The following is a 23,558-nucleotide window of genomic DNA, read 5'->3' on the forward strand; positions in this document are numbered from 1 at the left end:
CGCCTCACCCTTACGTCGAACGGGAGACACCCGAAGCGACACACGCCGGGATCTTTCTTTTCCCCGCACCGCCGTGCGAGCGGATCAGCCCTGCGTGGGCCGGGTTTCCGCGCCGAGGGACTCGAAGCGCCAGCGGTGGACCGGGCGGGTGATCGCGTCGGGGTCGGGGTCCGGGAGTTCGGGTACGTCGGCTTCGTACGGGCCGTCCCACCAGGTGATGACCAGGACGCGGTCCTGCGGGGCGCGCAGGAGTTCGCGGCGCAGGGGGGCGGGCGCCAGGGTCTGCGCGCGCGCCCACTCCAGCAGTTCCGCGCCCCGGCCGGGCACCGCCTTGGCCTCCCACATCAGCGCGACCGTCATGACTGCCTCATGAGTACAGGTTGTCCTTGCTCAGCTCGTGCAGATGGTCGTGATCGTGGCCGTGGTTGTGGCTGTGGTCGTCGCCGTCATGGCCGTGGTCGCTGCCCGGCACATGCGGTTCCGTGACCGGCAGGGACGAGTCCGCCGACAGCTCCCAGTCCGAGGCCGGGCGGTTGCGCGCCACCATTTCCGCGCCCAGTGCCGCGACCATCGCGCCGTTGTCCGTGCACAGCCCCGGGCGCGGCACACGCAGCCGGATGCCCGCCCGTTCACAGCGCTCCGCCGCGAGCGCGCGCAGCCGTGAGTTCGCCGCGACACCGCCGCCGATCATCAGATGATCCACGCCCTCGTCCTTGCAGGCGCGGACCGCCTTGCGCGTCAGGACGTCGACCACCGCCTCCTGGAAGGAGGCCGCCACATCCCGGACCGGCACCTCCTCGCCCGCGCTCCGCTTCGCCTCGATCCAGCGGGCCACGGACGTCTTCAGACCGGAGAAGGAGAAGTCGTACGGCGCGTCGCGCGGGCCCGTCAGCCCCCGGGGGAACGTGATCGCGGACGGGTCGCCCTCCCGCGCCAGCCGGTCGATCACCGGGCCGCCGGGGAAGCCCAGCTGCAGGACCCGCGCGATCTTGTCGAACGCCTCGCCCGCCGCGTCGTCGATCGTCGCCCCCATGGGCCGTACGTCGGCCGTGATGTCGGGCGCCAGCAGGAGCGACGAGTGGCCGCCGCTCACCAGCAGCGCCATCGTCGGCTCGGGCAGCGGCCCGTGTTCCAGCTGGTCGACGCAGATGTGGGAGGCCAGGTGGTTCACGCCGTACAGCGGCTTGCCGAGCGCGTACGCGTACGCCTTCGCCGCCGAGACTCCCACCAGCAGCGCGCCGGCGAGTCCGGGCCCCGCCGTCACCGCGATCCCGTCGAGGTCGCGGGCGGAGACCCCCGCCTCCTTCAGCGCCCGCTCGATCGTCGGCACCATCGCCTCCAGATGCGCGCGGGACGCGACCTCCGGCACCACACCGCCGAAGCGCGCGTGCTCGTCGACGCTCGACGCGATGGCATCGGCGAGCAGGGTCGTCCCGCGGACGACGCCCACGCCCGTCTCGTCGCAGGAGGTCTCGATACCGAGGACGAGAGGTTCGTCAGCCATGGGTTCCCGTTCCTTGTACGTGAAGTCCTTGCACGTGGAGGCGCATGACGAGCGCGTCGACGTTGCCCGGCTGGTAATAGCCGCGGCGGAAGCCGATGGGCTCGAAGCCGAACCGCTCGTACAGCTTCTGCGCCCGGGTGTTGTCGACCCGCACTTCGAGCAGCACCTCCTCGCATTCGAAGGCGGTGGCATGGTGGAGCAGATCGCCGAGGAGCCGGGAACCCAGGCCCGTCCCCCACTGGTCGCGGGCGGCGGCGATGGTCTGTACGTCACCGAGCCCGCCGGCGGCCGCGAGTCCGGCGTAACCGACGATCCCGCCTCCCGCCGTCTCGGCGACCACATAGCGGCGGGTCGCCCGCGGACCGCGCGCATGGGCCAGCTCGGACCAGAACATCCCCGGTGACCAGGCGTCCTCGGGGAAGAGCTGGTGTTCGAGGGCGAGGACGGGCTCGATGTCCCACCAGCGCATCTCACGCAGCACCGTGGCGGCGGACGCCACGTCGGTCGCTTCGGTCGTGTCGGTCACTTCGGGGTGACCACCTTGTAGTTCTTGGGCACCTGCGCGTCGGGGCGGCGCAGATAGAGGGGCAGCGGCGGCAGGAACTCCCCGCCGGTCCCGAGCCGCTCGACGGCCAGCGAGGCGAGCGCGGCGGCCGACTGGTACTGCGGGCCACGGGCGTCCGGGAAGGTGTCCGGGTAGAGCAGCGCGCCGGCGCCGACGGCGGGCAGGCCCGCGACCTGGCCGGCGATATCGGCCGGCCGGTCGACGGCCGGCTCGGTCAGGCGCGTACGGGCGTCCGCGTACCGCGCCCAGTAGACCTCCTTGCGGCGCGCGTCCGTGGCGACCACGAACGGCCCGTCGACCGGTCCCTCGGCCTCGGACGCGTACGCGAGCCCGTCCAGCGTGCACAGGCCGCGCACCGGCACCCCGAGCGCGGAGCCGAAGGTCAGGGCCGTCACCAGCCCGACCCGCAGACCGGTGTACGGACCTGGCCCCACCCCGACGACCACCTCCGTCACGGCGTCCAGTTTCACCCCGGCCCCGGCGAGAACGCGGTCGACGGCGGGAAGCAACAGCTCCCCGTGGCGGCGCGCGTCGACCTGACTCTCGGTGGCCAGGACGGAGGAACCGTCGTGGAGGGCGACGGTGACGGCGGGCGTGGCGGTATCAACGGCGAGCAGAAGCACGCAAACAGCCTACGGCTCCGACGCCCGGGGCACGGCGCCCCGTCCCGTCAGCCCGCTGCTGCTAACGTCACCACGGAGTCATACGTACGAGAGGTGGATCAAGGTGTCCAGGAGCAGCTCGGGAATCGTGGCCGGGCTCACCGCGGCGGCCATCGCCGCGGTCGGCTTCCTCGCTTACCAGGCGTCGGCGAACGTCCCCGCCAACCTCTCGAAGCCGAAGACACCGAGCGCCTCTCCCGCCGGCTCGGCCGGCGCCCCGGCGCAGAAGCGGCGGAACCCGCTGACCCTCCCGGCAGAGTCGGGCAAGGGGCTGCGGGTCGTCTACGGGCTGGGCGACCGGCGGGTGTGGCTGGTGAACGAGAAGGACCAGGCGACCCGGACCTTCCCGGTCATGCCGAGCAAGATCAGCCCGCCGCCCGGTTCGTACCTGGTGACCTCGCGGTCCGGTGCGGTCACGGGCTCGGACGGGGTGCGGATCGAGCACGTCGTGCGGTTCACGTCCGTCAACGACGTGGTGATCGGATTCAGCTCGGCGGTGGACGGCTCGCTGTCCAGCCCCGACCCCACCCTGAAGACGGGCGGGGTCAGGATGAAGCGCGCGGACGGCAACGCGATGTGGTCGTTCGCCACGGTCAACACAAAGATCGTCGTCGTTCCGTAGCCGGGTCTTCTCCCCTGCGGCTCTTCGCCTCAGGCGGCGTGTTGCCGCTCCGCAGCGGCAGCCGCCGCTGCCGCTTGTGCGACCGCCACCGCCGAGGGCTCCCGGGGCGGTGTGGAGACCGCCGCGGCCGCCACACAGGACGCCAGCAGATCCCTCATGGACATGGACGACGGGGACGGTGACTGCTGCGGACGCGCTTCGCGCTCTGGCGTCGACATGGATGCCTCCTGGGGCTCCGGGGGCAGGCGTGGTTAGGTAGACCTAACCGCGTCTCGATACCATGTGACCACGCCCGGCACGGCAGGCGCAACATTTTGCCGACGTCTTGTCGGAAAGCACGGAACGACCCGCCCGGTCAGCGAGTCAGCGGCCCCAGATCCGCGTCCGCCCAGCGGCTGCCGAGCCCGGTCAGGGTGACGGTGCGCCGGTCGTCCTCGCCCGCGTCGATGTCCACGGTGCCCACGACCCGGTGGATCACCACATGCAGCCGGTCGTCCGACAGCTCCTCGACCTTGCCGTCGCCCCACTCCACGACCACGACGGAGTCCGGCAGCGAGACATCGAGGTCGAGGTCCTCCATCTCGTCCAGTCCCCCGCCGAGCCGGTACGCGTCGACATGGACCAGCGCGGGACCGCTGACCAGGGAGGGATGTACGCGGGCGATCACGAAGGTGGGGGACGTGACGGCGCCACGGACCCCGAGTCCTTCGCCGAGGCCCCGGGTCAGGGTGGTCTTGCCCGCGCCGAGTTCACCGGCGAGCATCACCAGGTCGCCGGGGCGGAGCAGCTCCGCGAGCCTGCGGCCCAGCTCCCGCATCCGCTCGGGAGAGTCGATGGTGATCGTGACACCGGCGTCAGCCGCCGGGCTGTGCGCTGCTTCCATACCGGCCAACGTTAGCGTCGGCCGGCACCGCGCCGACCCGTGCCAGCAGGTCGGCGAGCCGGTCCGTGACCGCCTCCGGGTGCTCCAGCATCACCAGATGCCCGGCGTCGGGTACGAGCACCAGCTCCGCGTCCGGCAGCAGATCAGCGATGGCCTCGCTGTGCGAGCTGGGTGTCACCAGATCGCTCTCCCCGGCCAGCACGAGCGCCGGGATCTCCAGGAAGACCGAGAGCGCCTGCGCCTTGTCGTGGTCGGTGAAGGCCGGGTAGAACTCCGCGACGACATCGATCGGGGTGCCCTCGATGAGCCGCTCGGCGAACCGTACGACCGCGGGGTCCACGTCCTTCGAGCTGAACGAGTACCGCTTGATCAGTCCCGCGAAGAGGTCGGCGGTGGCCCGCCGGCCGCGCTCGACCAGGTCGGCCTGCGAGCCGAGCGCCTTGAGGACGCCGGGGAGCACACGGCGTACGGCGTTCACGCCCGCGACCGGCAGCCCGTAGTTGACCTCGCCGAGCTTTCCGCACGACGTGCCGACGAAGACGACACCGGCGACCCGTTCCCGTATCAGCTCGGGGAACTGGTCGGCGAGGGCCATCATCGTCATCCCGCCCATGGAGTGGCCGACGAGCACGAGCGCTCCCTCGGGCGCGGCCGCGTCGATGACGGCCTTGAGGTCGCGGCCGAGCTGGTCGATGGTGACCGGGACGGCGCCCTCGCCGTGCTGCGCGACGCCACGGGCGGAGCGGCCGTGGCTGCGCTGGTCCCAGTGGACGGTGCGGACGAGTCCGCGCAGGGCGGCGCGCTGGAAGTGCCAGGAGTCCTGGTTGAGGCAGTAGCCGTGGCTGAAGACGACGGTGACTGGGGCGGGGGTCTTGCGGCCGAAGAGGCGCCGGCGGCGGGGCGCGGACGCCGCCTTGGGCCCGCTCCCGCTCCCGTTTCCGGCCCCGGTCCCGGCCGTGGTCCCGGTCTCCGGGTCGAGGTCGTCGATCTCGTAGTACAGCTCGGTGCCGTCGTCGGCGAGGGCCTTGCCCGGGGTGCCGCGCAGTCCGCCGTACGGCCCCGACGAGTCGAGCGCGAGCCGTGCCTTCCTGCGCATGCCGCGGCCGACGGTCATCCTCTCGATCGCGACGCCGGCGGCCGCACCGGCGGCGATCACGCCTATCGCGGCGCCGGCGACCCCTGCCCGGCGCCAGGTGCCGTTGGCGGCCGCCGTGGCGGTGGCCGCGGCCACCCTGACGGCCGCTGTGGACGCCACGTTCCCCGCCGCGCTGTTCTCGCTCACCCTGCGCTCCTCGTCGTCCTGGCTTGCCTCTTCCCCGTGGTGCTGGGCTTCACCCGAGAGAGGGCACTCGGGCTCTTCATTCGGGCCGCTCGATCGGCTCGATCGGCTCGGCCGGCCCGGTCTGCTGGTGGAGTTCGTTCAGATGGACGCGCGGGACGCGGGAGCCGATGCGGGTGACGATCTCGTACGCGATGGTGTCCGCGGCCTCGGCCCAGTCCTCGACGCTCGGCTCGCCGTGGTCGCCGGGGCCGAAGAGGAGGGCGGGGCTGCCCGGCTCCGGGGTGTCGCCGCCGAGGTCGACGACGAACTGGTCCATGGCCACCCGCCCGGCCACCCGCCGCCGGACCCCGCCGACCAGGACGGGCCCACGGCCCGAGGCATGGCGGGGGATGCCGTCGGCGTACCCGAGGGGGATGAGGCCGAGGGTGGTCTCCCTGGGCGTGAGGTAGTGATGCCCGTAGCTGACGCCATGGCCTTCCGGAACCCGCTTGACGAGGGCGACGGAGGCGGAGAGCGTCATCACGGGCCGCAGGCCGAAGTCCTGAGGGGTGCCCAGCTCCGGGCTGGGCGAGATGCCGTACATGGCGATCCCGGTCCGTACGAGATCGAAGTGCGACTCGGGGACGGTGAGGGTCGCCGGCGAGTTGGCGATGTGCCGGACCTCGGGCTCGACGCCCTCCTTCTCGGCGTACGCGATCATCTCGTGGAACACGTCGAGCTGGGCGGCGACGGAGGGATGACCGGGTTCGTCGGCGCACGCGAAGTGCGACCAGAGGCCGGTGACCTGGACCTCGCCGGCGGCCTGGGCGGCGAGGGCGGCCGCGACCAGTCCGGGCCAGTCCGCGGGCTGGCAGCCGTTGCGGCCGAGGCCGGTGTCGGCCTTGAGCTGGATCCGGGCCGGGCGGCCCGCCTCGCGCGCGGCGGCGGTCACCTCGCGCAGCGCCCACATCGCGCTGACGGACATGTCGAGGTCGGCCTCGATGCCCTCCCGCCAGGGGTCGCCGGGCGTCCAGAGCCAGCACAGCACCCGGCTGCGGATGCCCGCGGCCCGCAGGGCGAGCGCCTCGTGCGGGGTGGCGGTTCCCAACCAGGTGGCCCCGGCGTCGAGGGCGGCGCGGGCGACGGGCACCATGCCGTGGCCGTACGCGTCGGACTTCACGACAGCCATCAGCGCGGTGCCGGGCCCCACGCGCGCACGCAGCGCACGCACATTGCCCCGCAGGGCGGCGAGATCGACTTCGGCGCGCGCCCGGAGGCCGGCCGAGGTCTGCGTCATTTCGGTCATCGCGCCCAGTCTCTCAGAGCCGCCCCCGGGGGCCGACGACGCGGCGGCAGGGGTCTATCTGGACGTTCGCCCGGGTTAGTGGGGTTTGGGGTGATACCTGTATCGGGTATCTCTGGCGGCGTTGACAGATGCTGCTCGGAGGAGACCGACGATGGCACAAGGCACAGTGAAGTGGTTCAACGGTGAGAAGGGCTTCGGGTTCATCCAGCAGGATGGCGGCGCCCCGGACGTGTTCGTCCATTTCTCCGAGATCATCGGCAATGGATACCGGAGCCTGGACGAGAATCAGCGGGTCGAGTTCGAGGTCGCGCAAGGCCCCAAGGGTCCGACGGCCGCGCAGGTACGAGCCCTCTGACCGACCGCACCACCAGCGACACCCGGAGAGTCAGGACCCTCCGGGTGTCCGCGTGCGCGCTCACCCGACGACCGGGGGGAGCGTGCCCGCCCCCTCCGTGGCGCCGGCTCACCCCGCCACGTTCGCCCACGCCTCCGGCAGCTTCTCCGCCACGTCGTGCGCCGCCACCGGCGCTCCCCCTGACGCCAGACGTGCCGCCAGGCCGTGCAGATAGGCCGCCACCGAAGCCGCGTCGCGGGCCGCCAGGCCCGAGGCCAGCAGCGAGCCCGCCAGGCCCGAGAGGATGTCGCCGCTGCCCGCCGTCGCCAGCCAGGGCGTGCCCGTGGGGTTCACCCGGACCGGGACACCCGGGTCCGGGTCGGCGACCAGCGTCGTCGAGCCCTTCAGCAGCACCGTCGCGCCGTACCGTGCCGCCAGTTCCCGTACGGCCGTCAGCCGGCCCGACTCGACCTCCTCGCGGGGGACGCCCAGCAGCGCCGCCGCCTCTCCCGCGTGCGGGGTGAGCAGGGTCGGGGCCGTACGGCTGCGTACCGTCGCCGCGTCCAGCAGCCGCAGCCCGTCGGCGTCCACCAGCACCGGGACGTCCGAGGCCAGCACGTCCGCCACGGCGGACTCCGCCTCCGAGCCGTCGCCGAGGCCCGGCCCCGCCGCCCAGGCCTGGACGCGGCCCGCCTTCGACGGCGGGCCTTCGTGCACCAGCGTCTCCGGGAAGCGCGCGATCACCGCCTCGCTCCCCGGCCCGGTGTACCGGACCGCCCCGGCGCCGCCCCGCAGCGCGCCCGCCACCGCGAGCACCGCCGCGCCCGGATAGCGCGCGGATCCGGCGACGATGCCGACCACGCCCCGCCGGTACTTGTCGCTCTCGCCCGTCGGCACCGGCAGCAGCCGCGCCACATCCGCGTGCTGGAGCGCCTCCAGCTCGGGCACGGACGGCAGATGCGGTGCGAGCCCGATGTCCACGAGCCGTACCGCCCCCGCGTACTCCCGCGCCGGATCGATCAGCAGGCCCGGCTTGTACGTACCGAACGTCACCGTCACATCCGCGCATACCGCCTCTCCCGCCACCTGGCCGCTGCCCGCCTCCACCCCGCTCGGCAGGTCGACGGCGACGATCACCGCCCCGGAGCCGTGCGCGGCCCGTGCCACCGGCACGGCGTCCGGGCGCAGTCCGCCGTGTCCGCCGATGCCGGTGATGCCGTCCAGCACCAGATCGGCGGCGGCCAGCGCCGCGAACGGGTCATCGGCGACCCGCCCGCCCGCGCCGAGCAGCGCCGCCAGCCCGGCCGGATGGGCGCGGTCGGGGGCGAGCAGCACCGCCGTCACCCCGGCGCCCCTGCGGGCCAGCCGGGCCCCGGCGTACAGGGCGTCACCTCCGTTGTCCCCGCTGCCGGCGAGCAGGACGACCCGCGCCCCGTACACCCGCCGCAGCAGGCCGGCGCAGACCGTGGCGAGACCGGCGGCGGCGCGCTGCATGAGCGCGCCCTCCGGCAGCCGTGCCATCAGTTCCCGCTCGGCGTTCCTTACCGTCTCCACGCTGTACGCAGTACGCATGCGGTCAGCCCTCCTCCGTTCAACCCTCGGCGATCACTACGGCGGACGCCACCCCCGCGTCGTGGCTGAGCGAGACATGCCAGCTCCGTACGCCCAGCTCGGCCGCGCGCGCCGCCACCGTCCCGCGTACCCGCAGCCGCGGCTGCCCGCTCTCCTCCACGTACACCTCGGCATCGGTCCAGTGCAGCCCGCCGGGCGCACCCAGTGCCTTGGCCACGGCCTCCTTGGCGGCGAACCGCGCCGCCAGCGAGGCCACCCCGCGCCGCTCCCCGCTCGGCAGCAGCAACTCCTTCTCCGCGAAGAGCCGTTGGGCCAGCTGCGGCGTACGTCGCAACGACTCCGCGAACCGGGCGATCTCCGCCACGTCGATCCCCACCCCGATAATCACCCGGCAGCCACCCTCACCCCAGCCTCACTCCCGCCCTCATGTCGGCCCCGCTCCGTATCTCACTCCACCGTCACGGACTTCGCCAAGTTCCTCGGCTGGTCCACCTCGTTGCCCCGCGCCGTCGCCAGCTCGCACGCGAACACCTGCAACGGCACCGTCGCGACCAGCGGCTGGAGCAGCGTAGGCGTCGCCGGGATACGGATCAGATGGTCCGCGTACGGCACCACCGCCTCGTCCCCCTCCTCCGCGATCACGATCGTCCGCGCGCCCCTGGCCCTGATCTCCTGGATGTTCGACACGATCTTGTCGTGCAGCACCGAGCGGCCACGCGGCGACGGTACGACCACCACCACCGGCAGGTCCTCCTCGATCAGCGCGATGGGACCGTGCTTCAGCTCGCCCGCCGCGAACCCCTCGGCGTGCATGTACGCCAGCTCCTTGAGCTTGAGCGCACCCTCCAGGGCCACCGGATAGCCCACATGGCGGCCCAGGAACAGCACCGTCTTCTTGTCCGCGAGCGAGCGCGCCAGCTCCCGTACCGGCTTCATCGTCTCCAGGACGCGGTCCACCGCGCCGGAGATCCGCGACAGGTCCCGGATGACGGCCCGGATCTCGTCACCCCACTTGGTGCCGCGCAGCTGCCCCAGATACAGCGCGACCAGGTAGCACGCCACCAACTGGGTCAGAAACGCCTTGGTGGAGGCGACGGCGACCTCGGGACCGGCGTGCGTGTACAGGACCGCGTCCGACTCGCGCGGGATCGTCGAACCGTTCGTATTGCAGATGGCCAGCACCTTCGCGCCCTGCTCACGGGCGTGCCGCAGCGCCATCAGCGTGTCCATGGTCTCGCCGGACTGCGAGATCGCGATCACCAGCGTGCGCGGGTCCAGGATCGGATCGCGGTAGCGGAACTCGCTCGCGAGCTCCACCTCGCACGGCATCCGGGTCCAGTGCTCGATGGCGTACTTCGCGATGAGCCCGGCGTGGAAAGCCGTCCCGCACGCCACGATCACGACCTTGTCCGCCTCCCGCAGCACCGACGCCGGGATGCGCACCTCGTCGAGCCTCAGCGAGCCCTCGGCGTCGATCCGCCCGAGCAGCGTGTCCGCGACCGCCTTCGGCTGCTCGGCGATCTCCTTGAGCATGAAGTAGTCGTAACCGCCCTTCTCGGCGGCCGAGGCGTCCCAGTCCACGTGGTACGAGTGGACCTCGGCCGGCGCGCCGTCGAAGTCGGTGACGGTCACCCCGTCCCTGCGCAGCTCGACCACCTGGTCCTGGCCCAGCTCGATCGCGGAGCGCGTATGGGCGATGAACGCGGCGACGTCCGACGCGAGGAAGGACTCGCCCTGGCCGACGCCGACCACGAGCGGGGAGTTGCGGCGCGCGCCGACGACCACGTCCGGCTCGTCCGCGTGCACGGCGACGAGCGTGAACGCCCCGTCGAGGCGCCGGCACACCTGCCGCATCGACTCGGCGAGATCGCCGCACGACGAGAAGGTCTCGGCGAGCAGATGCGCCACGACCTCGGTGTCGGTCTCCGACTCCAGGTCATGGCCGCGCTCGGCCAGCTCGGCCCGCAGCGCCGCGAAGTTCTCAATGATCCCGTTGTGTACGACGGCCACGCGCCCTGCGTTGTCCAGATGCGGGTGGGCGTTGACGTCGGTCGGGCCGCCGTGGGTGGCCCACCGGGTATGCCCGATCGCGGTGACGCCGCTCGGCAACGGCCGTTCCACCAGCGCCTTCTCCAGGTTGACGAGCTTGCCCGCCTTCTTCGCCGAGGCCAGCCCGCCGTCCGCGAGCACCGCGACTCCGGCGGAGTCGTAACCCCGGTACTCGAGCCGCTTGAGGCCCGCGATGACCACATCAAGCGCCGACTGTCCGCCGACGTAACCCACGATTCCGCACATGTCGGCAGCCTACGGTGCACTGCCCCGCGCCCCCCGTAACTCATCCTGTGGCAGGGTTTCGCCGTCGGAATCCTCCTCGGGGTCACCGTCGAAATCGTCATCGAAATCCTCTGGTGGCGGCCACCACCGACCGCATTCAATGGGGCTTCGTGACACTCCGCACGCTGCTCACCCTGCCCCGCATGCTCCGCCACGGCGCAGCCGTCGGCGCGGACCTGCCGCCCGACGCGGCCGTGGTCCTCGATCCGGCCGCCCCCGAGCTGCGCGCCGCCCTCACCGCGGCCTCCGCCGGCGATCACGGACCGGCCAGGGAACTGCTCGCCGCCACCCGGCTGGGCGCCGAGTGGGAGCGCCGCGGCAGCTGGGTGCCCCGCCTCGCCGAGAGCGCGCTGCACAACCCCGGCTGGCTGGACGGCTGGCTGGCCCAGGACCCCGACGACCCCGACGCCGTACTGGTCAAGGCCGATCTCCGCGTCAAGCAGGCGTGGGAGATACGGACCGGCGCCCGCGCGAAGGATGTGCCGAAGGATCAGTTCCAGGCGTTCTTCGCGCTGCTGGACGACGCGGCGCCGGTGATCGGGGCCGCGGCCGAGCTGAATCCGGCCGATCCGGTGCCGTGGCAGGTGGCGCTGACGCATGCGCGGGGCAGCCAGGCGCCGCGCGAGGTCTTCGACGCGTACTGGACGGAGGCCACGCTCCGCGCCCCGCACCACTACGGCTGCCATCTGGCGGCGATGCAGTACCTGTGCGACAAGTGGTACGGCTCGCACGAGGAGATGTTCGACTTCGCGGAACGCGCCGCGCAGGGGGCGCTGCCGGGATCGAAGCTGCACGCCCTGCCGCTGCTCGCGGCCGTCGAGTACGAGGTGGTGGCCGACCGCGCCGGGCGGGGCACGGCGGACGGGCCGATCGGACGGGCCCGTATCGACACGGCGATCGAACGGGCGCTGACGCTGTCCGCCGGCTCTCCGCCGGGCGATCCGGAGGCGGCGGGCGTACGCAACCACCTCGCCCTGATGCTGATCCTCGCGGGCCGGCACGACGAGGCGCTGGAGCAGTTCCGGGCGGTGGGCGTGCAGGCGACCGAGCTTCCGTGGGCGTATTTCGGTGACGCGCGGCAGGAGTTCCTGGACTTCCGTACCGGCGTACGGATGCATGTGGCGTCGCGGATCCCGTTCTTCTCGACACCGAAGACCCCGGACGTACCGGCCCAGGTCCCCTACCGCCACCACACCCCGCGCTCCCTGGCCCTGGTCGGCGCACCGCCCCACAAGGTCGCGGAGGCGGCGCTGCTGTGCGGCGTGCGGCTGCGGATCGCCCCGGCGGCAGGCAGCACGTCGTACGTCGAGCTGGCCGCCGACGCCTCCCCCGGCAAACGCGCGACGCTCCTCGGCGAGGAACGCCTCACCGCCGCGGCCGACAGCTTCACCACCGGCGAGCGCTGGCCCGCGCTCGTCCTGCGCAGAACCGCGGACCGCCACGGCTTCACCCTGCTCCACAAGGGCCGGACGGTCGCCGACCACGAGTGGGATCCGGCGGCGCCGGTCCCCGACCTCGCGACGGCCGCCGCCACCGCCCGTACGCTCGCCACGGTCTACTCCATCGCCGACCCGCGCCCGCTCACCCGGCTGCTCCGCGGCTCGGACGACCCCGCCCGCCGGCAGAGCGCGCTGGTGGCGGCCCTCGGCCTGCCTCCGCTCCCACCGGGCTTCGGCGAACGCGACGAGATCCTCACCGCGCTGCCGGGCGCCCAGGTCCTCGCCCGGCGCGGGGTACTGGCCGGCATCAGGGACACCCTCTCCACAGAACCGGGCCATCCCCCGCCCCCGCCACAGCCGGTCTTCCCCCGCCCCCGCCGCTGGTGGCTCCCGCGCGTCCTGGGCCTGCTGGTCTTCCTCCCCGCCACGGTCTACGCCTGGTGGTCCCCCGACATCGGGCTGCTCCGCTCCGCACTGACCACGATCGCCACGCTCTGGCTGACGTCCCAACTCACCAGGGCCTGGCGGCAGCGGGACCGGCCGGCCGCCGCCGCAGGCTCGGCCACGTGACCCAGCACACCATCCACAACCGCCTCGTAGCCCCGACAATGGCTGCGTGATCAGTTTGCCGCTACGAAACCCCCAGCGCCGGGGCGAGCACGGGCCGACCCCGTACGTCGACCTCACCCGCGCCGAGTGGAGCGCGCTGCGGGACAAGACTCCGCTGCCGCTGACCGCCGAGGAGGTCGAACAGCTGCGCGGGCTCGGCGATGTCATCGACCTCGACGAGGTACGGGACGTCTATCTGCCGCTCTCCCGGCTGCTCAATCTCTATGTCCAGGCCACGGCCGGGCTGCGGGGCGCGCTGAACACCTTCCTCGGGGACGCGGGCAACGGGCACGGCGCCCAGCGCGGTACGCCCTTCGTCATAGGGGTCGCGGGCAGTGTGGCCGTCGGGAAGTCCACTGTCGCGCGGCTGTTGCAGGCGCTGCTGGCGCGCTGGCCCGAGCATCCCCGGGTCGAACTCGTCACCACCGACGGCTTCCTGCTCCCGATGAAGGAGCTGGAGTCGCGCGGACTGATGTCGCGCAAGGGCTTCCCGGAGTCGTACGACCGGCGGGCCCTGACCCGGTTCGTCGCCGACATCAAGGCCGGCAAGGACGAGGTCACCGCGCCCGTCTACTCGCATCTGATCTACGACATCGTGCCCGGCGAACTGCTCACCGTACGGCGGCCGGACATCCTCATCGTCGAAGGGCTCAACGTCCTCCAGCCCGCGCTGCCGGGCAAGGACGGCAGGACGCGGGTCGGGCTCGCCGACTACTTCGACTTCAGTGTGTACGTGGACGCCCGCGCCGAGGACATCGAGACCTGGTATCTCAACCGGTTCCGCAGGCTGCGCGAGACGGCCTTCCAGAACCCCTTCTCGTACTTCAGGAAGTACACCCAGGTCTCCGAGGAAGAGGCCCTGGACTACGCCCGTACGATGTGGCGGACCATCAACAAGCCCAATCTGCTGGAAAATGTGGCCCCGACGCGGGGCCGCGCCACCCTGGTCCTGCGCAAGGGCCCGGACCACAAGGTCCAGCGGCTGTCCCTGCGCAAACTCTGAATCCCGCACACTTCGCACTTCGAGGAGCCGTCGGCGTGCTGCATCTGCGTCTGCTCGTACCCGCCGACCGCACCGACGAGGTCCTGCGGGCGGTGGAGCGGACCGTCGGCACCGCGCATCTCGCCGTCGTGCCCGGCGCCTCGCGCGATCCGCGGGGCGATCTGGTCATGTGCGACGTGGCGCGCGAGGCGGGCGACGAGCTGATCGCCGAGCTGCGCGCCCTCGGGATCGACGAGTCCGGGTCGATCGCCGTGGAGAACATCGATCTGTCGCTGTCCCAGCGGGCCGACAAAGCGGAGGAAGAGGCTCCGGGCGAGGGCGCCGACGCCGTGCTCTGGGAGCAGCTGGCGGAGGCGACCCACGAGGAGTCCACGCTCTCCTTCACCTATCTGGCGTTCCTCACCCTCGCGACGATGATCGCGGCCTGCGGTGTGGTGATGGACAACGCGATCCTGATCGTGGGCGCGATGGCCGTGGGACCGGAGTTCGGCCCGCTGGCCGGGGTCTGTACGGCGGTGGTGCGGCGCGCCCCGCTGCTGGTGTGGCGCTCGCTGGTCGCGCTGATCGCCGGGTTCGCCCTGGCGATAGCGCTGACGACCGGCTTCAGCCTGCTGATGGACGCCTTCGGGCTCTTCACGGAGTCGATGCTGGAGGCCGACCGGCCGAACACCGCGTTCATCTGGAACCCGGACATGTTCTCGGTCGTGGTCGCGGGGCTCGCGGGCGTGGCCGGGATGCTCTCGCTGACCTCGGCGAAGTCGGGCCTGCTGGTGGGGGTCGCCATCTCGGTGACGACGGTCCCGGCGGCCGCCAACGCGGCGGTCGCGCTCGGCTACGGCGAGTTCGCCCAGGTCTGGGGCTCCACCAGCCAGCTGCTGCTGAACCTCGCGGGCATCGTGGTCGCCGGGACGCTCACCCTGCTCGTACAGAAGGCGCTCTGGGCGACCCAGCGGGGCCGTATACGCCGCGACGGCACCCCGGCGTCCAAGAGATTTTAGGTCCTGTCCGGCCGGGGCGCTCCCGCTCGCGGTTCAGCCCGGCGCTTCAACGCGCGGGTCAGCTCAGCGCTCCCGCGCCGGTCAGCCCAGCGCCGACTTGACGGCGTCCGCCAGCCGGCTCGCCACCGACCTCGCCTGGTCGATGTCCGCCGCCTCGACCATGACCCGTACCAGCGGCTCCGTACCCGACGGGCGCAGCAGGACCCGGCCCGTGGAGCCCAGTTCGCGTTCGGACTCGGCGACCGCCGCGGCCAGTTCCGCGGACGTCTTCACCCGCGACTTGTCGACGTCGGGCACATTGATCAGCACCTGGGGCAGCCGCTCCATGACGGCCGCGAGGTCGGCCAGCGTACGGCCGGTCGCGGCGACCCGGGCCGCCAGCATCAGGCCGGTCAGCGTGCCGTCGCCGGTCGTCGCGTGGTCGAGGACGATGACATGGCCCGACTGCTCACCGCCGAGGGCGTAGCCGTGCTCCTTCATCGACTCCAGTACGTACCGGTCGCCGACCGCGGTCTCGACGAGGTGAATGCCCTCGCGCTCCATCGCGATCTTGAAGCCGAGGTTGGACATGACCGTCCCGACCACCGCGTCGCCGCGCAGCGTGCCCGCCTCGCGCATCGCCAGGGCCAGCACGGCGAGGATCTGGTCGCCGTCGACCTCCTCGCCCGCCGCGTCCACGGCCAGGCAGCGGTCCGCGTCGCCGTCGTGGGCGATGCCGAAGTGCGCGCCGTGCTCGACGACCGCGGCCTTCAGCTGGCCCAGATGCGTGGAGCCGCATCCGTCGTTGATATTCAACCCGTCCGGCTCAGCGCCGATCGTGATGACCTCGGCGCCGGCCCGTGCGAAGGCCTCGGGCGAGACCCGGGCGGCAGCGCCGTGCGCCTCGTCCAGGACGACCGTGAGCCCGTCGAGCCGGTTCGGCAGCACACCGATCAGATGTGCCACATATTGATCGAAACCTTCGTCGTACAAGCGGACCCGGCCGACGCCCGCCCCGGTCGGCCTGGTCCAGGGGGCCCCGGTGCGGTGCACCGTGTTCTCCAGGTACGCGGCCTCGATCCGGTCCTCCAGCTCGTCGGCGAGCTTGTGCCCGCCCCGGGCGAAGAACTTGATGCCGTTGTCGGGCATGGCGTTGTGGCTCGCGGACAGCATCACGCCGAGGTCGGCGCCCAGCACCCCGGTGAGATACGCCACCGCGGGGGTGGGCAGCACACCGACGCGCAGGACGTCCACGCCCGCGCTCGCGAGACCCGCCACCACGGCGGCCTCCAGGAATTCGCCGGAGGCCCGGGGATCACGCCCGACCACCGCCGTGGGCCGATGCCCCTCGAACGTCCCCACCTCGGCGAGCACATGCGCCGCCGCGACCGACAGACCGAGCGCCAGCTCTGCCGTCAGATCAGCGTTGGCGACACCGCGCACACCGTCCGTGCCGAAGAGTCGTCCCACAGCTCTCCCTCCGAAAACGCCCAGAGCTGAACCGCTCCGAACGAAAATGCTCCGAAAATGCAAACTCTTGAGCGCCTGATGCTGTTATACGCCCGAGTCGACCGATAAACGAACGCCCCGGCAGCACGGAGTGCCGCCGGGGCGTTCGGGTGCCGTAGAGGCGTTGAGAGCCTGTACCGGCCAGCGAGCGACTAGCGCTTGCTGTACTGCGGGGCCTTACGGGCCTTCTTGAGACCGGCCTTCTTGCGCTCGACCGCGCGGTCGTCGCGGCTCAGGAAGCCGGCCTTCTTCAGCGGGGCGCGGTTGTTGTCCACGTCCGCCTCGTTCAGCGAACGGGCCACGCCGAGGCGCAGCGCGCCGGCCTGGCCGGAGACGCCGCCACCCGAGATACGGGCGATGACGTCGTAGCGGTTGTCGAGCTCGAGCACCTTGAAGGGCTCGTTGACAGCCTGCTGGTGCACCTTGTTGGGGAAGTACTCCTCAAGGGTGCGACCGTTGATCTTCCACTTGCCGGTGCCCGGGACGATCCGGACGCGGGCGATGGCGTTCTTGCGGCGGCCCAGGCCGGCGGCCGGCTGGGGGTCGCCGAAGCGGGACGCCAGGGACTCGGAGGTGTACTCACCCTCGACGGGGGTCTCCGACTCGAAGGTCGTCACCTCGGCGAAGGTCTCTTCGACCTCGGCGCCTTCGACGGGGTTCTCAACAGTGGACTCGGCCACGATGCTCCTCAGATTTCTTTTCGTCTTAGGGGGTGGCCGGAACTACTGCGCGACCTGGGTGATCTCGAACGGGACCGGCTGCTGAGCAGCGTGCGGGTGCTGGTCGCCCGCGTAGATCTTCAGCTTCGAGAGCATCTGACGACCCAGGGTGTTCTTCGGGATCATTCCCTTGATGGCCTTTTCCACAGCCTTCTCGGGGTTCTTGGCCAGCAGCTCGTCGTAGCGGACGGAACGCAGACCACCCGGGTAACCCGAGTGGCGGTACGCCATCTTCTGGGTCCGCTTGTTGCCGGACAGGTGCACCTTCTCCGCGTTGATGATGATGACGAAGTCACCAGTGTCGACGTGGGGTGCATAGATCGGCTTGTGCTTACCCCGGAGAAGGGATGCGGCAGTGGTCGCCAGACGGCCCAGGACGATGTCCTGCGCGTCGATGATGTGCCACTGGCGCGTCACATCGCCGGGCTTGGGGCTGTACGTACGCACGGTCGTATGCCTTCGCTTCTTCAGTGAATGGGTCCTGACAAGGCCACCTGGACGATCACGACAGCCCTGGCTGGCATACGGGGACGCAACCCGCTGCCTGCCGCTGGTCATCGGCCCGGCGGACCGGCGTAAGGGCCCATCACGTGAGAATGAACAAGCCAATACGCATAACGAACCAGCAGAATACCCGGGCTCCCCCACCTGGGTCAAAATGCCTCCGGCCCGCTCCCCCGGCGGCCCCGGCCGATGGCCGGCGAGCCGGACAACCATAGCTCTCAGCGGGCGCCCAGGGCGCTCGCCAGCTGCTCGGCCTGCCACTGGTTGAGGCCGCCGGCGATCTGCATCCGGCCGTCGGTCAGCCGGTCCATGACGGCGGGGGCGCTGAGGAGCCGGTCGCCCTGGACGATCGCCAGCTGGTTGCGCGGCGCGTCCAGCGCCGCCACCCGCCCGGACAGCTCGGCGAACCGCGTGGCGTCCTCGGGCTTGAAGGCCATCTCGACGATCCAGCCCTGACCGGTCGACGCGTTGTCGACCGCGCGCACGGCTTTCAGTGCGCTGATCTTCATACTTCCCTCGGTGGAGATCGTGACACAGCTCTGCCGGTCGTCGGCCGTGAAGGATCTCCCCTCCGGAACCCGCGTCTCCAGCACCCCCGCCGAAGGGCAGATCCCCTGGGCGCTCTGCTCCACCGGGTAGATCTCCATCGGCTTGTCGGGCGCGGCCACCGTAGGGCCCCCGGACTCCCAGGGCCGCAGAACGGCCAGTCCGGCCGCCGCCACCACTGCCAGCAGCCCCGCCACGCCCCAGAGCCGGCCGCGGGCCGTCCGGAGCCACGGCACGCCCGGCGGACCGGACACGTCCCCCGGGCCGGCCGGCGGCGGGGGCAGCCGGGAGGTCCGTCCCGGCAGGGACACCGGGCCGGTCGGAGCGGCTGGATCGGACCGCTGCCGCGCCTCCTCCACCTCACGGGTCCTGCGCTCGCGGTGCCGCTCGATCGCCGAGACCCAGCCGGGGCTGAGCCAGTCCGCCCCGCCCCGGGCATCCGGACGGTCCCCCAGCCGGGCCGCACAGCTCTCCAGCAGCCGGGCGGGGGTGGGCCGGTCGGCGGGGTCCAGGGCCAGACAGGGCAGTACGAGCGACTCCAGCCCGGGCGGCAGACCGGTGACATCCAGATCGCCATGGGCGGCCCTGACCAGCTGCTCCAGGGCGGGTCCTGAGCCGCCGTCCCGGTACGGTGCGCGCCCGACCGCGAGAAAGAAGAGCGTCGCGCCCAGCGAGAAGACGTCCGAGGCCGGGGTGGTCACCTCGCCCCTGGCCTGCTCGGGCGCCGCGTAGGCGACCGTACCGAGCACGGCGTGGGTGCGCGTGACATCACTGGCCTGGGAGATGCCGAAGTCGATCACCCGGGGGCCCTCGACGGGCAGCAGTACGTTCGACGGCTTGACGTCCCGGTGCACCAGTCCCGCCGCGTGCACGCTGACCAGCGCCTCCGCGACCCCGGCCGCGACCCAGTGGAGGGCGGGCCCGTCCAGCGTCCCGCAGCGCTCCACCAGATCCCGCAGGGACGGCGCCGCGATGTACTCCGTCGCCATCCACGGCATCGGCGCCCGGGCGTCCGCGTCGACGACGCTCGCCGTGAACACGCCCTTCACCCGCTGGGCCAGCGCGACCTCACGAGCGAAACGGCGCCGGTCGGCCGAGGCGACCGCGCCGCTGGCGTCCTCGGCGAGCAGCGTCTTGACGGCCACGGTCCGCCCGCCGGGCGAGCGGGCCAGATAGACCCGCCCCATGCCGCCGCTGGCCAGCTCGGCCACCACGGTGAACTGCCCGAACCGGCGGCCGGGCCCCGGCTCGTCCGTCGTTCCGTCCTGCTGCATGCACGCCCCGCCCCCGGTCGCACCACACGTCAACTACCACCACTTTAAGGGCCGTTGAGGCGCCCCTCCAGGGCGTGCGGGAGCCGGGCGGGGTTCTGGGCACACACCGGCCGGACAGGGCCTAGGGCGTGTTGCGAAAGTAGCGCCGCCCGCCCGCCCCAGGGCGGGGCTCGCGGCGTCCGGTGCGTGCGATCGCAAGGCGGAGGATCGTCCTCGTACCGGACGTACTTGGACGGCTCCGACAACGCGGCGAGCGTGCGTGCCGGGCGTCGCGAGCCAGGCGGGACTTTCGCAACACGCCCTAGCGGGCGCGCACCACGCGTCGCTCGTCCCAGACCGGCTCCGGCGTCTCCCGTACGACTCCGTCCGAGCCGAACACAAGATACCGGTCGAAGGTGCGGGCGAACCAGCGGTCGTGGGTGACCGCCAGCACCGTGCCCTCGTACACCTCCAGCCCCTCCTGAAGGGCCTCCGCGGACTCCAGGTCGAGGTTGTCCGTCGGCTCGTCCAGCAGCAGCGCCGTCGTGCCCCGCAGCTCCAGCAGCAGGATCTGGAAGCGCGCCTGCTGCCCGCCCGAGAGCTTCTCGAAGGGCTGGTCGCCCTGGCGCTCCAGCTCGTACCGGCGCAGCACGCTCATCGCGCCGCCCCGGTCCTTGGCGTGCTCCGTCCACAGGATGTCGACGAGCGTCCGCCCCAGCAGCTCGGGGTGGGCGTGTGTCTGCGCGAAGTGCCCGGGGACGACCCGCGCGCCCAGCTTCCACTCTCCGCCGTGCCGGACGTCCTCCCCGGCCAGCAGCCGCAGGAAGTGGGACTTCCCGGAGCCGTTCGACCCGAGGACGGCCACGCGCTCGCCGTAGTAGATCTCCAGCGAGAACGGCTTCATCAGGCCGGTCAGCTCCAGGTCCTTGCAGGTCACGGCCCGCACCCCGGTGCGCCCGCCACGCAGCCGCATGGTGATCTCCTGCTCGCGCGGCGGCTCCGGCGGCGGCCCCGCCTCCTCGAACTTCTTGAAGCGCGTCTGCATCGCCCGGTAGCGCGAGGCCATGTCGGGGCTGATCGCCGCCTGCTGCCGCAGCCGCAGCACCAGCGCCTTCAGCCGGGCGTGCTCCTCGTCCCAGCGCCGCTTCAGCTCCTCGAAGCGCGCGAAGCGCTCCTTGCGCGCCGCGTGGTACGTATCGAACCCGGCGCCGTGCACCCATACGTCGGAGCCGGCCGGACCCGGCTCGACGCTCACGATCTTCTCGGCCGCCCTGGCCAGCAGCTCCCGGTCGTGGGAGACGAAGAGGACCGTCTTACGGGTCTCCTTCAGCCGCTCCTCCAGCCAGCGCTTGCCGGGCACGTCCAGATAGTTGTCCGGCTCGTCGAGCAGCAGCACCTCGTCGGGCCCGCGCAGCAGCGCCTCCAGCACCAGCCGCTTCTGCTCGCCGCCGCTGAGCGTGCGCAGCTCGCGCCACTGCGCCTTCTCGTACGGGACACCCAGCGCCGCCGTCGTGCACATGTCCCAGACCGTCTCGGCCTCGTACCCGCGCGCCTCCGCCCAGTCGCTCAGCGCCTGCGCGTACCGCATCTGCGCGGCCTCGTCGTCGACGGTCATGATCCCCTGCTCGGCCTCGTCGACGGCGGCCGCCGCCTGCCGGATCCGTGGCTGTGCGACGGAGACCAGCAGGTCACGGACCGTACGCTCGTCGCGCACCGATCCCACGAACTGCGACATCACGCCGAGCCCGCCGCTGACCCTCACCGTGCCGCCGTGCGGCTGCAGCTCCCCCGCGATCAGCCGCAGCAGCGTCGTCTTGCCCGCGCCGTTGCCCCCGACCAGGGCGACGACGGCGCCTTCTCCCACCCGGAACGAGGCGTCGCCGAGCAGCACCCGTCCGTCGGGGAGGTAGTACTCCAGGTGCGCGGCCTCTAGATGTCCCATGTCCGGCATTGTCGGTGCAGGCGGCGCCAACGCCCAAACGTTTTCTCCCGCACCCCGGTACAGGCCCGTCCACCCCCGCCGTAAACTGCGCGGCATGAGCTTTGGGCAAGGGGGACCACCCTGGGGCGGCTCCGGTTCACCGGGGCAGGATCCGTACGGATCGCAGCAGGGACCGCAGGACCCGTACGGATCCCAGAACCCGCATGGATCACCGGACCCGTACGGATCGCAGACACCCGACTGGGCGGCACTGGCGGACGCCTCCGCCTCACGCACCCGCCGCAAGCGCTGGACGCTGATCGGCGGCGGTGTGCTCGCGACCGTGACGGTCGCCGCGATCGTGGCGACCGCCGTCGTCTTCATGGACGGCGGCAGTGACGACCGCGCCTCGGACAAGAACGCGACGGAACCGGCCGCTCCCACCGAGTTGCCGAGCGAGTCCGCCGAGCCCGAGCCGTCCTTCTCCTCGGTCGCGCCGCTGCCGCCGCCGAACCCCAAGGACTTCGTCTCCAGCGCCGACAAGGACAAGGCGCCGCTGAGCGCCGACACCCTCTTCCCGGGCCGGAAGCTCACGATGGGCAGCCGCGTCTACCAGAAGGGCGCCACGAGCAGCACCACCAACTGCGCCGCGGCGACGCAGGGCACGCTCGGCTCCGTCCTCGCCTCCAACAGCTGCGACCGGGTCATCCGCGCCACGTACAGCAAGGACGGCGTCGCCGTCACCATCGGTGTCGCGGTCTTCGAGAAGGAGGCGCAGGCGCTGAAGGCCAAGAACGAGGTGGACCAGCGCAAGGGCGGTCTGGCCTCGCTCTCCGGGACCGGCGTCGGGACGTTCTGCCGGGCCCCCTCGGTCTGCCGCAAGACCACCAACTCGTACGGCAGGTACGTCTACTTCACGGTCGGCGGCTTCACCGACGGGAAGAACGTCACGAAGGCGAGCAAGGACGTCTTCACCACCGGTGACGACATAGCGGAGTTCACCTTCCGTCAGATCCACCAGCGCGGCAAGACCCAGGCCTCGGCCGCGGCGACGGCCCCGGTCGAGCAGTAGGGCCGGCCGCGGCCGGCCCCACCGACACCGCCGTCCTGCGCACCGACGGCGCGCCTGGGCTCAGCAGCAGCCGGCCCCGCCGCCCAGCGTCCGCTTGTTGCGGGCCTCGCGATTGCGCGCGCCCAGCAACGCGTCGGCCGGATAGCCGACTTCCTCCAGCGTCAGCCCGTGCGGCCGTACGACATGCACCGCCGAGTCGCGCACCCCCGCGGCCAGCACCTTCGCCGGCCACTCCACGGGCCGGTGCCCGTCCCCCACGAACAGCAGCGCGCCCACCAGCGAGCGCACCATGTTGTGGCAGAAGGCGTCCGCCCTCACGGTCGCGGTAATCACTCCGTGCGCGTCCCGCTGCCACTCCAGCTTCTGGAGCGTACGGATCGTCGTCGCGCCCTCGCGCCGCTTGCAGTACGCCGCGAAGTCGTGCTCGCCCAGCAGCCCGGCCGACGCCGCGTTCATCGCCGCCACGTCCAACGGCCAGTCGTGCCACAGCACATGACCACGCAGCAGCGGATCCACGCCGCCGGGGTGGTCCACCACCCGGTACGCGTAACGCCGCCAGCTCGCCGAGAACCGCGCGTTGAAGCCCGCCGGGGCCTCCGCCACCCGCCAGACCCGTACGTCGTGCCCCAGCCGCCCCGCGAGCCGCCGCAGCAGCCGCTCCTGGTGCTCGGCCCACACCTCGTCGGGCAGATCCACATGCGCGACCTGCCCCCGCGCGTGCACCCCCGCGTCCGTGCGCCCGGCGACCGTCAGGTCGTACGTCCGCGAGGACCGTGTCACCGTACGCAGCGCGTCCTCGATCTCCCCCTGGACGGTGCGCCGGGTCTTCTGCTTCGCCCAGCCGGAGAAGTCCCTGCCGTCGTACGAGAGATCCAGCCGCACCCGTACGTGTCCGGGCGCGGGGCCCTCGATGTCCTCGCTCACCTGTCGATCCTCTCAAAGCGGAACGGGCCCGCCCCCGTG

General features: G+C 72.0%; 23 protein-coding genes. 6 read left to right on the forward strand and 17 right to left on the reverse strand.

What is annotated here, in order from left to right; translation table 11 throughout:
- Nucleotides 1–84: 84 nt before the first annotated feature.
- Genes ACFVWW_RS24965 through tsaB form a run of 4 tightly spaced genes read right to left on the reverse strand, consistent with a single transcriptional unit; the run spans nucleotide 85 to nucleotide 2,692 of the window.
- Nucleotides 85–360: a hypothetical protein gene (locus ACFVWW_RS24965; RefSeq protein ID WP_386879133.1), complete on the reverse strand. Its 276-nt coding sequence runs from the start codon at nucleotides 358–360 to the stop codon at nucleotides 85–87.
- Nucleotides 361–367: 7 nt separating this feature from the next.
- On the reverse strand, nucleotides 368–1,504 hold the full coding sequence (tsaD, locus tag ACFVWW_RS24970) for a tRNA (adenosine(37)-N6)-threonylcarbamoyltransferase complex transferase subunit TsaD (RefSeq protein ID WP_386879132.1): 1,137 nt from the start codon (nucleotides 1,502–1,504) through the stop codon (nucleotides 368–370).
- Complete coding sequence (gene rimI / locus ACFVWW_RS24975) at nucleotides 1,497–1,973, reverse strand: ribosomal protein S18-alanine N-acetyltransferase (RefSeq protein WP_386879152.1); 477 nt, start codon at nucleotides 1,971–1,973, stop codon at nucleotides 1,497–1,499. The genes tsaD and rimI overlap by 8 nt, the downstream gene beginning before the upstream one ends.
- Nucleotides 1,974–2,026: 53 nt before the next feature.
- Nucleotides 2,027–2,692, reverse strand: a complete 666-nt coding sequence (gene tsaB / locus ACFVWW_RS24980) for a tRNA (adenosine(37)-N6)-threonylcarbamoyltransferase complex dimerization subunit type 1 TsaB (RefSeq protein ID WP_384336276.1) — start codon at nucleotides 2,690–2,692, stop codon at nucleotides 2,027–2,029.
- Between the two features lie 127 nt (nucleotides 2,693–2,819).
- Here tsaB and ACFVWW_RS24985 point away from each other — a divergent pair, with 127 nt between their 5' ends.
- The gene (locus tag ACFVWW_RS24985; RefSeq protein ID WP_384188909.1) at nucleotides 2,820–3,353 is read left to right on the forward strand and encodes a hypothetical protein; all 534 of its coding nucleotides are present in this window, start codon (nucleotides 2,820–2,822) and stop codon (nucleotides 3,351–3,353) included.
- A 29-nt stretch (nucleotides 3,354–3,382) separates the two neighbouring features.
- Here the strand turns inward: ACFVWW_RS24985 and ACFVWW_RS24990 are convergent, their stop codons facing one another.
- The 4 genes from ACFVWW_RS24990 to alr all read right to left on the reverse strand — a co-directional run bounded on the left by ACFVWW_RS24990 (nucleotide 3,383) and on the right by alr (nucleotide 6,794).
- Nucleotides 3,383–3,571, reverse strand: a complete 189-nt coding sequence (locus tag ACFVWW_RS24990) for a hypothetical protein (RefSeq protein ID WP_384188827.1) — start codon at nucleotides 3,569–3,571, stop codon at nucleotides 3,383–3,385.
- A gap of 137 nt (nucleotides 3,572–3,708) precedes the next feature.
- On the reverse strand, nucleotides 3,709–4,236 hold the full coding sequence (tsaE, locus tag ACFVWW_RS24995; RefSeq protein WP_384188829.1) for a tRNA (adenosine(37)-N6)-threonylcarbamoyltransferase complex ATPase subunit type 1 TsaE: 528 nt from the start codon (nucleotides 4,234–4,236) through the stop codon (nucleotides 3,709–3,711).
- On the reverse strand, nucleotides 4,208–5,518 hold the full coding sequence (locus ACFVWW_RS25000; protein ID WP_384188831.1) for an alpha/beta fold hydrolase: 1,311 nt from the start codon (nucleotides 5,516–5,518) through the stop codon (nucleotides 4,208–4,210). Before ACFVWW_RS25000 ends, tsaE begins: the two co-directional genes overlap by 29 nt.
- Before the next feature lie 76 nt (nucleotides 5,519–5,594).
- Nucleotides 5,595–6,794, reverse strand: a complete 1,200-nt coding sequence (alr, locus tag ACFVWW_RS25005; protein ID WP_386879151.1) for an alanine racemase — start codon at nucleotides 6,792–6,794, stop codon at nucleotides 5,595–5,597.
- A gap of 160 nt (nucleotides 6,795–6,954) precedes the next feature.
- Between alr and ACFVWW_RS25010 the strand changes: the two genes are divergently transcribed.
- Complete coding sequence (locus ACFVWW_RS25010) at nucleotides 6,955–7,158, forward strand: cold-shock protein (RefSeq protein ID WP_384188833.1); 204 nt, start codon at nucleotides 6,955–6,957, stop codon at nucleotides 7,156–7,158.
- A 108-nt stretch (nucleotides 7,159–7,266) separates the two neighbouring features.
- Here ACFVWW_RS25010 and ACFVWW_RS25015 read toward each other — a convergent pair whose 3' ends face one another.
- The 3 genes from ACFVWW_RS25015 to glmS are packed head-to-tail and all read right to left on the reverse strand — an operon-like array spanning nucleotide 7,267 to nucleotide 11,004.
- Nucleotides 7,267–8,709, reverse strand: coding sequence for an NAD(P)H-hydrate dehydratase (locus ACFVWW_RS25015; protein ID WP_386879131.1), 1,443 nt, complete (start codon nucleotides 8,707–8,709; stop codon nucleotides 7,267–7,269).
- Nucleotides 8,710–8,728: 19 nt separating this feature from the next.
- Nucleotides 8,729–9,097 carry a holo-ACP synthase gene (locus tag ACFVWW_RS25020; RefSeq protein WP_384188837.1) on the reverse strand — a complete coding sequence of 123 codons (369 nt, stop codon included), beginning with the start codon at nucleotides 9,095–9,097 and terminating at the stop codon, nucleotides 8,729–8,731.
- A gap of 59 nt (nucleotides 9,098–9,156) precedes the next feature.
- Entirely contained in the window at nucleotides 9,157–11,004 is a 1,848-nt protein-coding gene (glmS, locus tag ACFVWW_RS25025) for a glutamine--fructose-6-phosphate transaminase (isomerizing) (protein WP_384336268.1), read from the reverse strand.
- Between the two features lie 149 nt (nucleotides 11,005–11,153).
- Between glmS and ACFVWW_RS25030 the strand changes: the two genes are divergently transcribed.
- Genes ACFVWW_RS25030 through ACFVWW_RS25040 form a run of 3 tightly spaced genes read left to right on the forward strand, consistent with a single transcriptional unit; the run spans nucleotide 11,154 to nucleotide 15,092 of the window.
- Complete coding sequence (locus ACFVWW_RS25030) at nucleotides 11,154–13,052, forward strand: hypothetical protein (RefSeq protein ID WP_386879130.1); 1,899 nt, start codon at nucleotides 11,154–11,156, stop codon at nucleotides 13,050–13,052.
- A 46-nt stretch (nucleotides 13,053–13,098) separates the two neighbouring features.
- On the forward strand, nucleotides 13,099–14,094 hold the full coding sequence (coaA, locus tag ACFVWW_RS25035) for a type I pantothenate kinase (RefSeq protein WP_384188843.1): 996 nt from the start codon (nucleotides 13,099–13,101) through the stop codon (nucleotides 14,092–14,094).
- Between the two features lie 35 nt (nucleotides 14,095–14,129).
- Nucleotides 14,130–15,092: a DUF389 domain-containing protein gene (locus ACFVWW_RS25040; RefSeq protein ID WP_386879128.1), complete on the forward strand. Its 963-nt coding sequence runs from the start codon at nucleotides 14,130–14,132 to the stop codon at nucleotides 15,090–15,092.
- A gap of 81 nt (nucleotides 15,093–15,173) precedes the next feature.
- Here ACFVWW_RS25040 and glmM read toward each other — a convergent pair whose 3' ends face one another.
- From glmM to ACFVWW_RS25065, 5 genes are all read right to left on the reverse strand, one after another.
- Nucleotides 15,174–16,541 (reverse strand): phosphoglucosamine mutase, encoded by a 1,368-nt coding sequence (glmM, locus tag ACFVWW_RS25045; protein WP_384188846.1) that lies wholly within the window; start codon nucleotides 16,539–16,541, stop codon nucleotides 15,174–15,176.
- Nucleotides 16,542–16,732: 191 nt separating this feature from the next.
- Complete coding sequence (gene rpsI, locus ACFVWW_RS25050) at nucleotides 16,733–17,260, reverse strand: 30S ribosomal protein S9 (protein WP_384188848.1); 528 nt, start codon at nucleotides 17,258–17,260, stop codon at nucleotides 16,733–16,735.
- Between the two features lie 42 nt (nucleotides 17,261–17,302).
- Nucleotides 17,303–17,746: a 50S ribosomal protein L13 gene (gene rplM, locus ACFVWW_RS25055; RefSeq protein WP_384188850.1), complete on the reverse strand. Its 444-nt coding sequence runs from the start codon at nucleotides 17,744–17,746 to the stop codon at nucleotides 17,303–17,305.
- 275 nt (nucleotides 17,747–18,021) lie between these two features.
- Nucleotides 18,022–19,623 (reverse strand): protein kinase, encoded by a 1,602-nt coding sequence (locus tag ACFVWW_RS25060; protein ID WP_384188851.1) that lies wholly within the window; start codon nucleotides 19,621–19,623, stop codon nucleotides 18,022–18,024.
- Nucleotides 19,624–19,924: 301 nt separating this feature from the next.
- On the reverse strand, nucleotides 19,925–21,544 hold the full coding sequence (locus tag ACFVWW_RS25065) for an ABC-F family ATP-binding cassette domain-containing protein (RefSeq protein WP_384188853.1): 1,620 nt from the start codon (nucleotides 21,542–21,544) through the stop codon (nucleotides 19,925–19,927).
- Between the two features lie 94 nt (nucleotides 21,545–21,638).
- Here ACFVWW_RS25065 and ACFVWW_RS25070 point away from each other — a divergent pair, with 94 nt between their 5' ends.
- A complete protein-coding gene (locus ACFVWW_RS25070) occupies nucleotides 21,639–22,595 on the forward strand; it encodes a hypothetical protein (protein ID WP_386879127.1) in 957 nt (318 codons plus the stop codon).
- A 60-nt stretch (nucleotides 22,596–22,655) separates the two neighbouring features.
- On the opposite strand, the gene truA is transcribed toward ACFVWW_RS25070, so the two are convergent.
- Entirely contained in the window at nucleotides 22,656–23,519 is an 864-nt protein-coding gene (truA, locus tag ACFVWW_RS25075) for a tRNA pseudouridine(38-40) synthase TruA (RefSeq protein ID WP_384336258.1), read from the reverse strand.
- Nucleotides 23,520–23,558: the final 39 nt, after the last annotated feature.

Source organism: Streptomyces sp. NPDC058198, from assembly GCF_042882605.1.
Lineage (GTDB): Bacteria > Actinomycetota > Actinomycetes > Streptomycetales > Streptomycetaceae > Streptomyces.

Excerpts from the sequence above, each read along its gene's own strand:
- ACFVWW_RS24965 (WP_386879133.1), bottom strand. The coding sequence starts at position 360 with ATGACGGTCGCGCTGATGTGGGAGGCCAAGGCGGTGCCCGGCCGGGGC.
- tsaD (WP_386879132.1), bottom strand. The coding sequence starts at position 1,504 with ATGGCTGACGAACCTCTCGTCCTCGGTATCGAGACCTCCTGCGACGAG.
- rimI (WP_386879152.1), bottom strand. The coding sequence starts at position 1,973 with ATGCGCTGGTGGGACATCGAGCCCGTCCTCGCCCTCGAACACCAGCTC.
- ACFVWW_RS24990 (WP_384188827.1), bottom strand. The coding sequence starts at position 3,571 with ATGTCGACGCCAGAGCGCGAAGCGCGTCCGCAGCAGTCACCGTCCCCG.
- tsaE (WP_384188829.1), bottom strand. The coding sequence starts at position 4,236 with ATGGAAGCAGCGCACAGCCCGGCGGCTGACGCCGGTGTCACGATCACC.
- alr (WP_386879151.1), bottom strand. The coding sequence starts at position 6,794 with ATGACGCAGACCTCGGCCGGCCTCCGGGCGCGCGCCGAAGTCGATCTC.
- ACFVWW_RS25010 (WP_384188833.1), top strand. The coding sequence starts at position 6,955 with ATGGCACAAGGCACAGTGAAGTGGTTCAACGGTGAGAAGGGCTTCGGG.
- ACFVWW_RS25015 (WP_386879131.1), bottom strand. The coding sequence starts at position 8,709 with ATGCGTACTGCGTACAGCGTGGAGACGGTAAGGAACGCCGAGCGGGAA.
- glmS (WP_384336268.1), bottom strand. The coding sequence starts at position 11,004 with ATGTGCGGAATCGTGGGTTACGTCGGCGGACAGTCGGCGCTTGATGTG.
- ACFVWW_RS25060 (WP_384188851.1), bottom strand. The coding sequence starts at position 19,623 with ATGCAGCAGGACGGAACGACGGACGAGCCGGGGCCCGGCCGCCGGTTC.
- ACFVWW_RS25065 (WP_384188853.1), bottom strand. The coding sequence starts at position 21,544 with ATGGGACATCTAGAGGCCGCGCACCTGGAGTACTACCTCCCCGACGGA.
- ACFVWW_RS25070 (WP_386879127.1), top strand. The coding sequence starts at position 21,639 with ATGAGCTTTGGGCAAGGGGGACCACCCTGGGGCGGCTCCGGTTCACCG.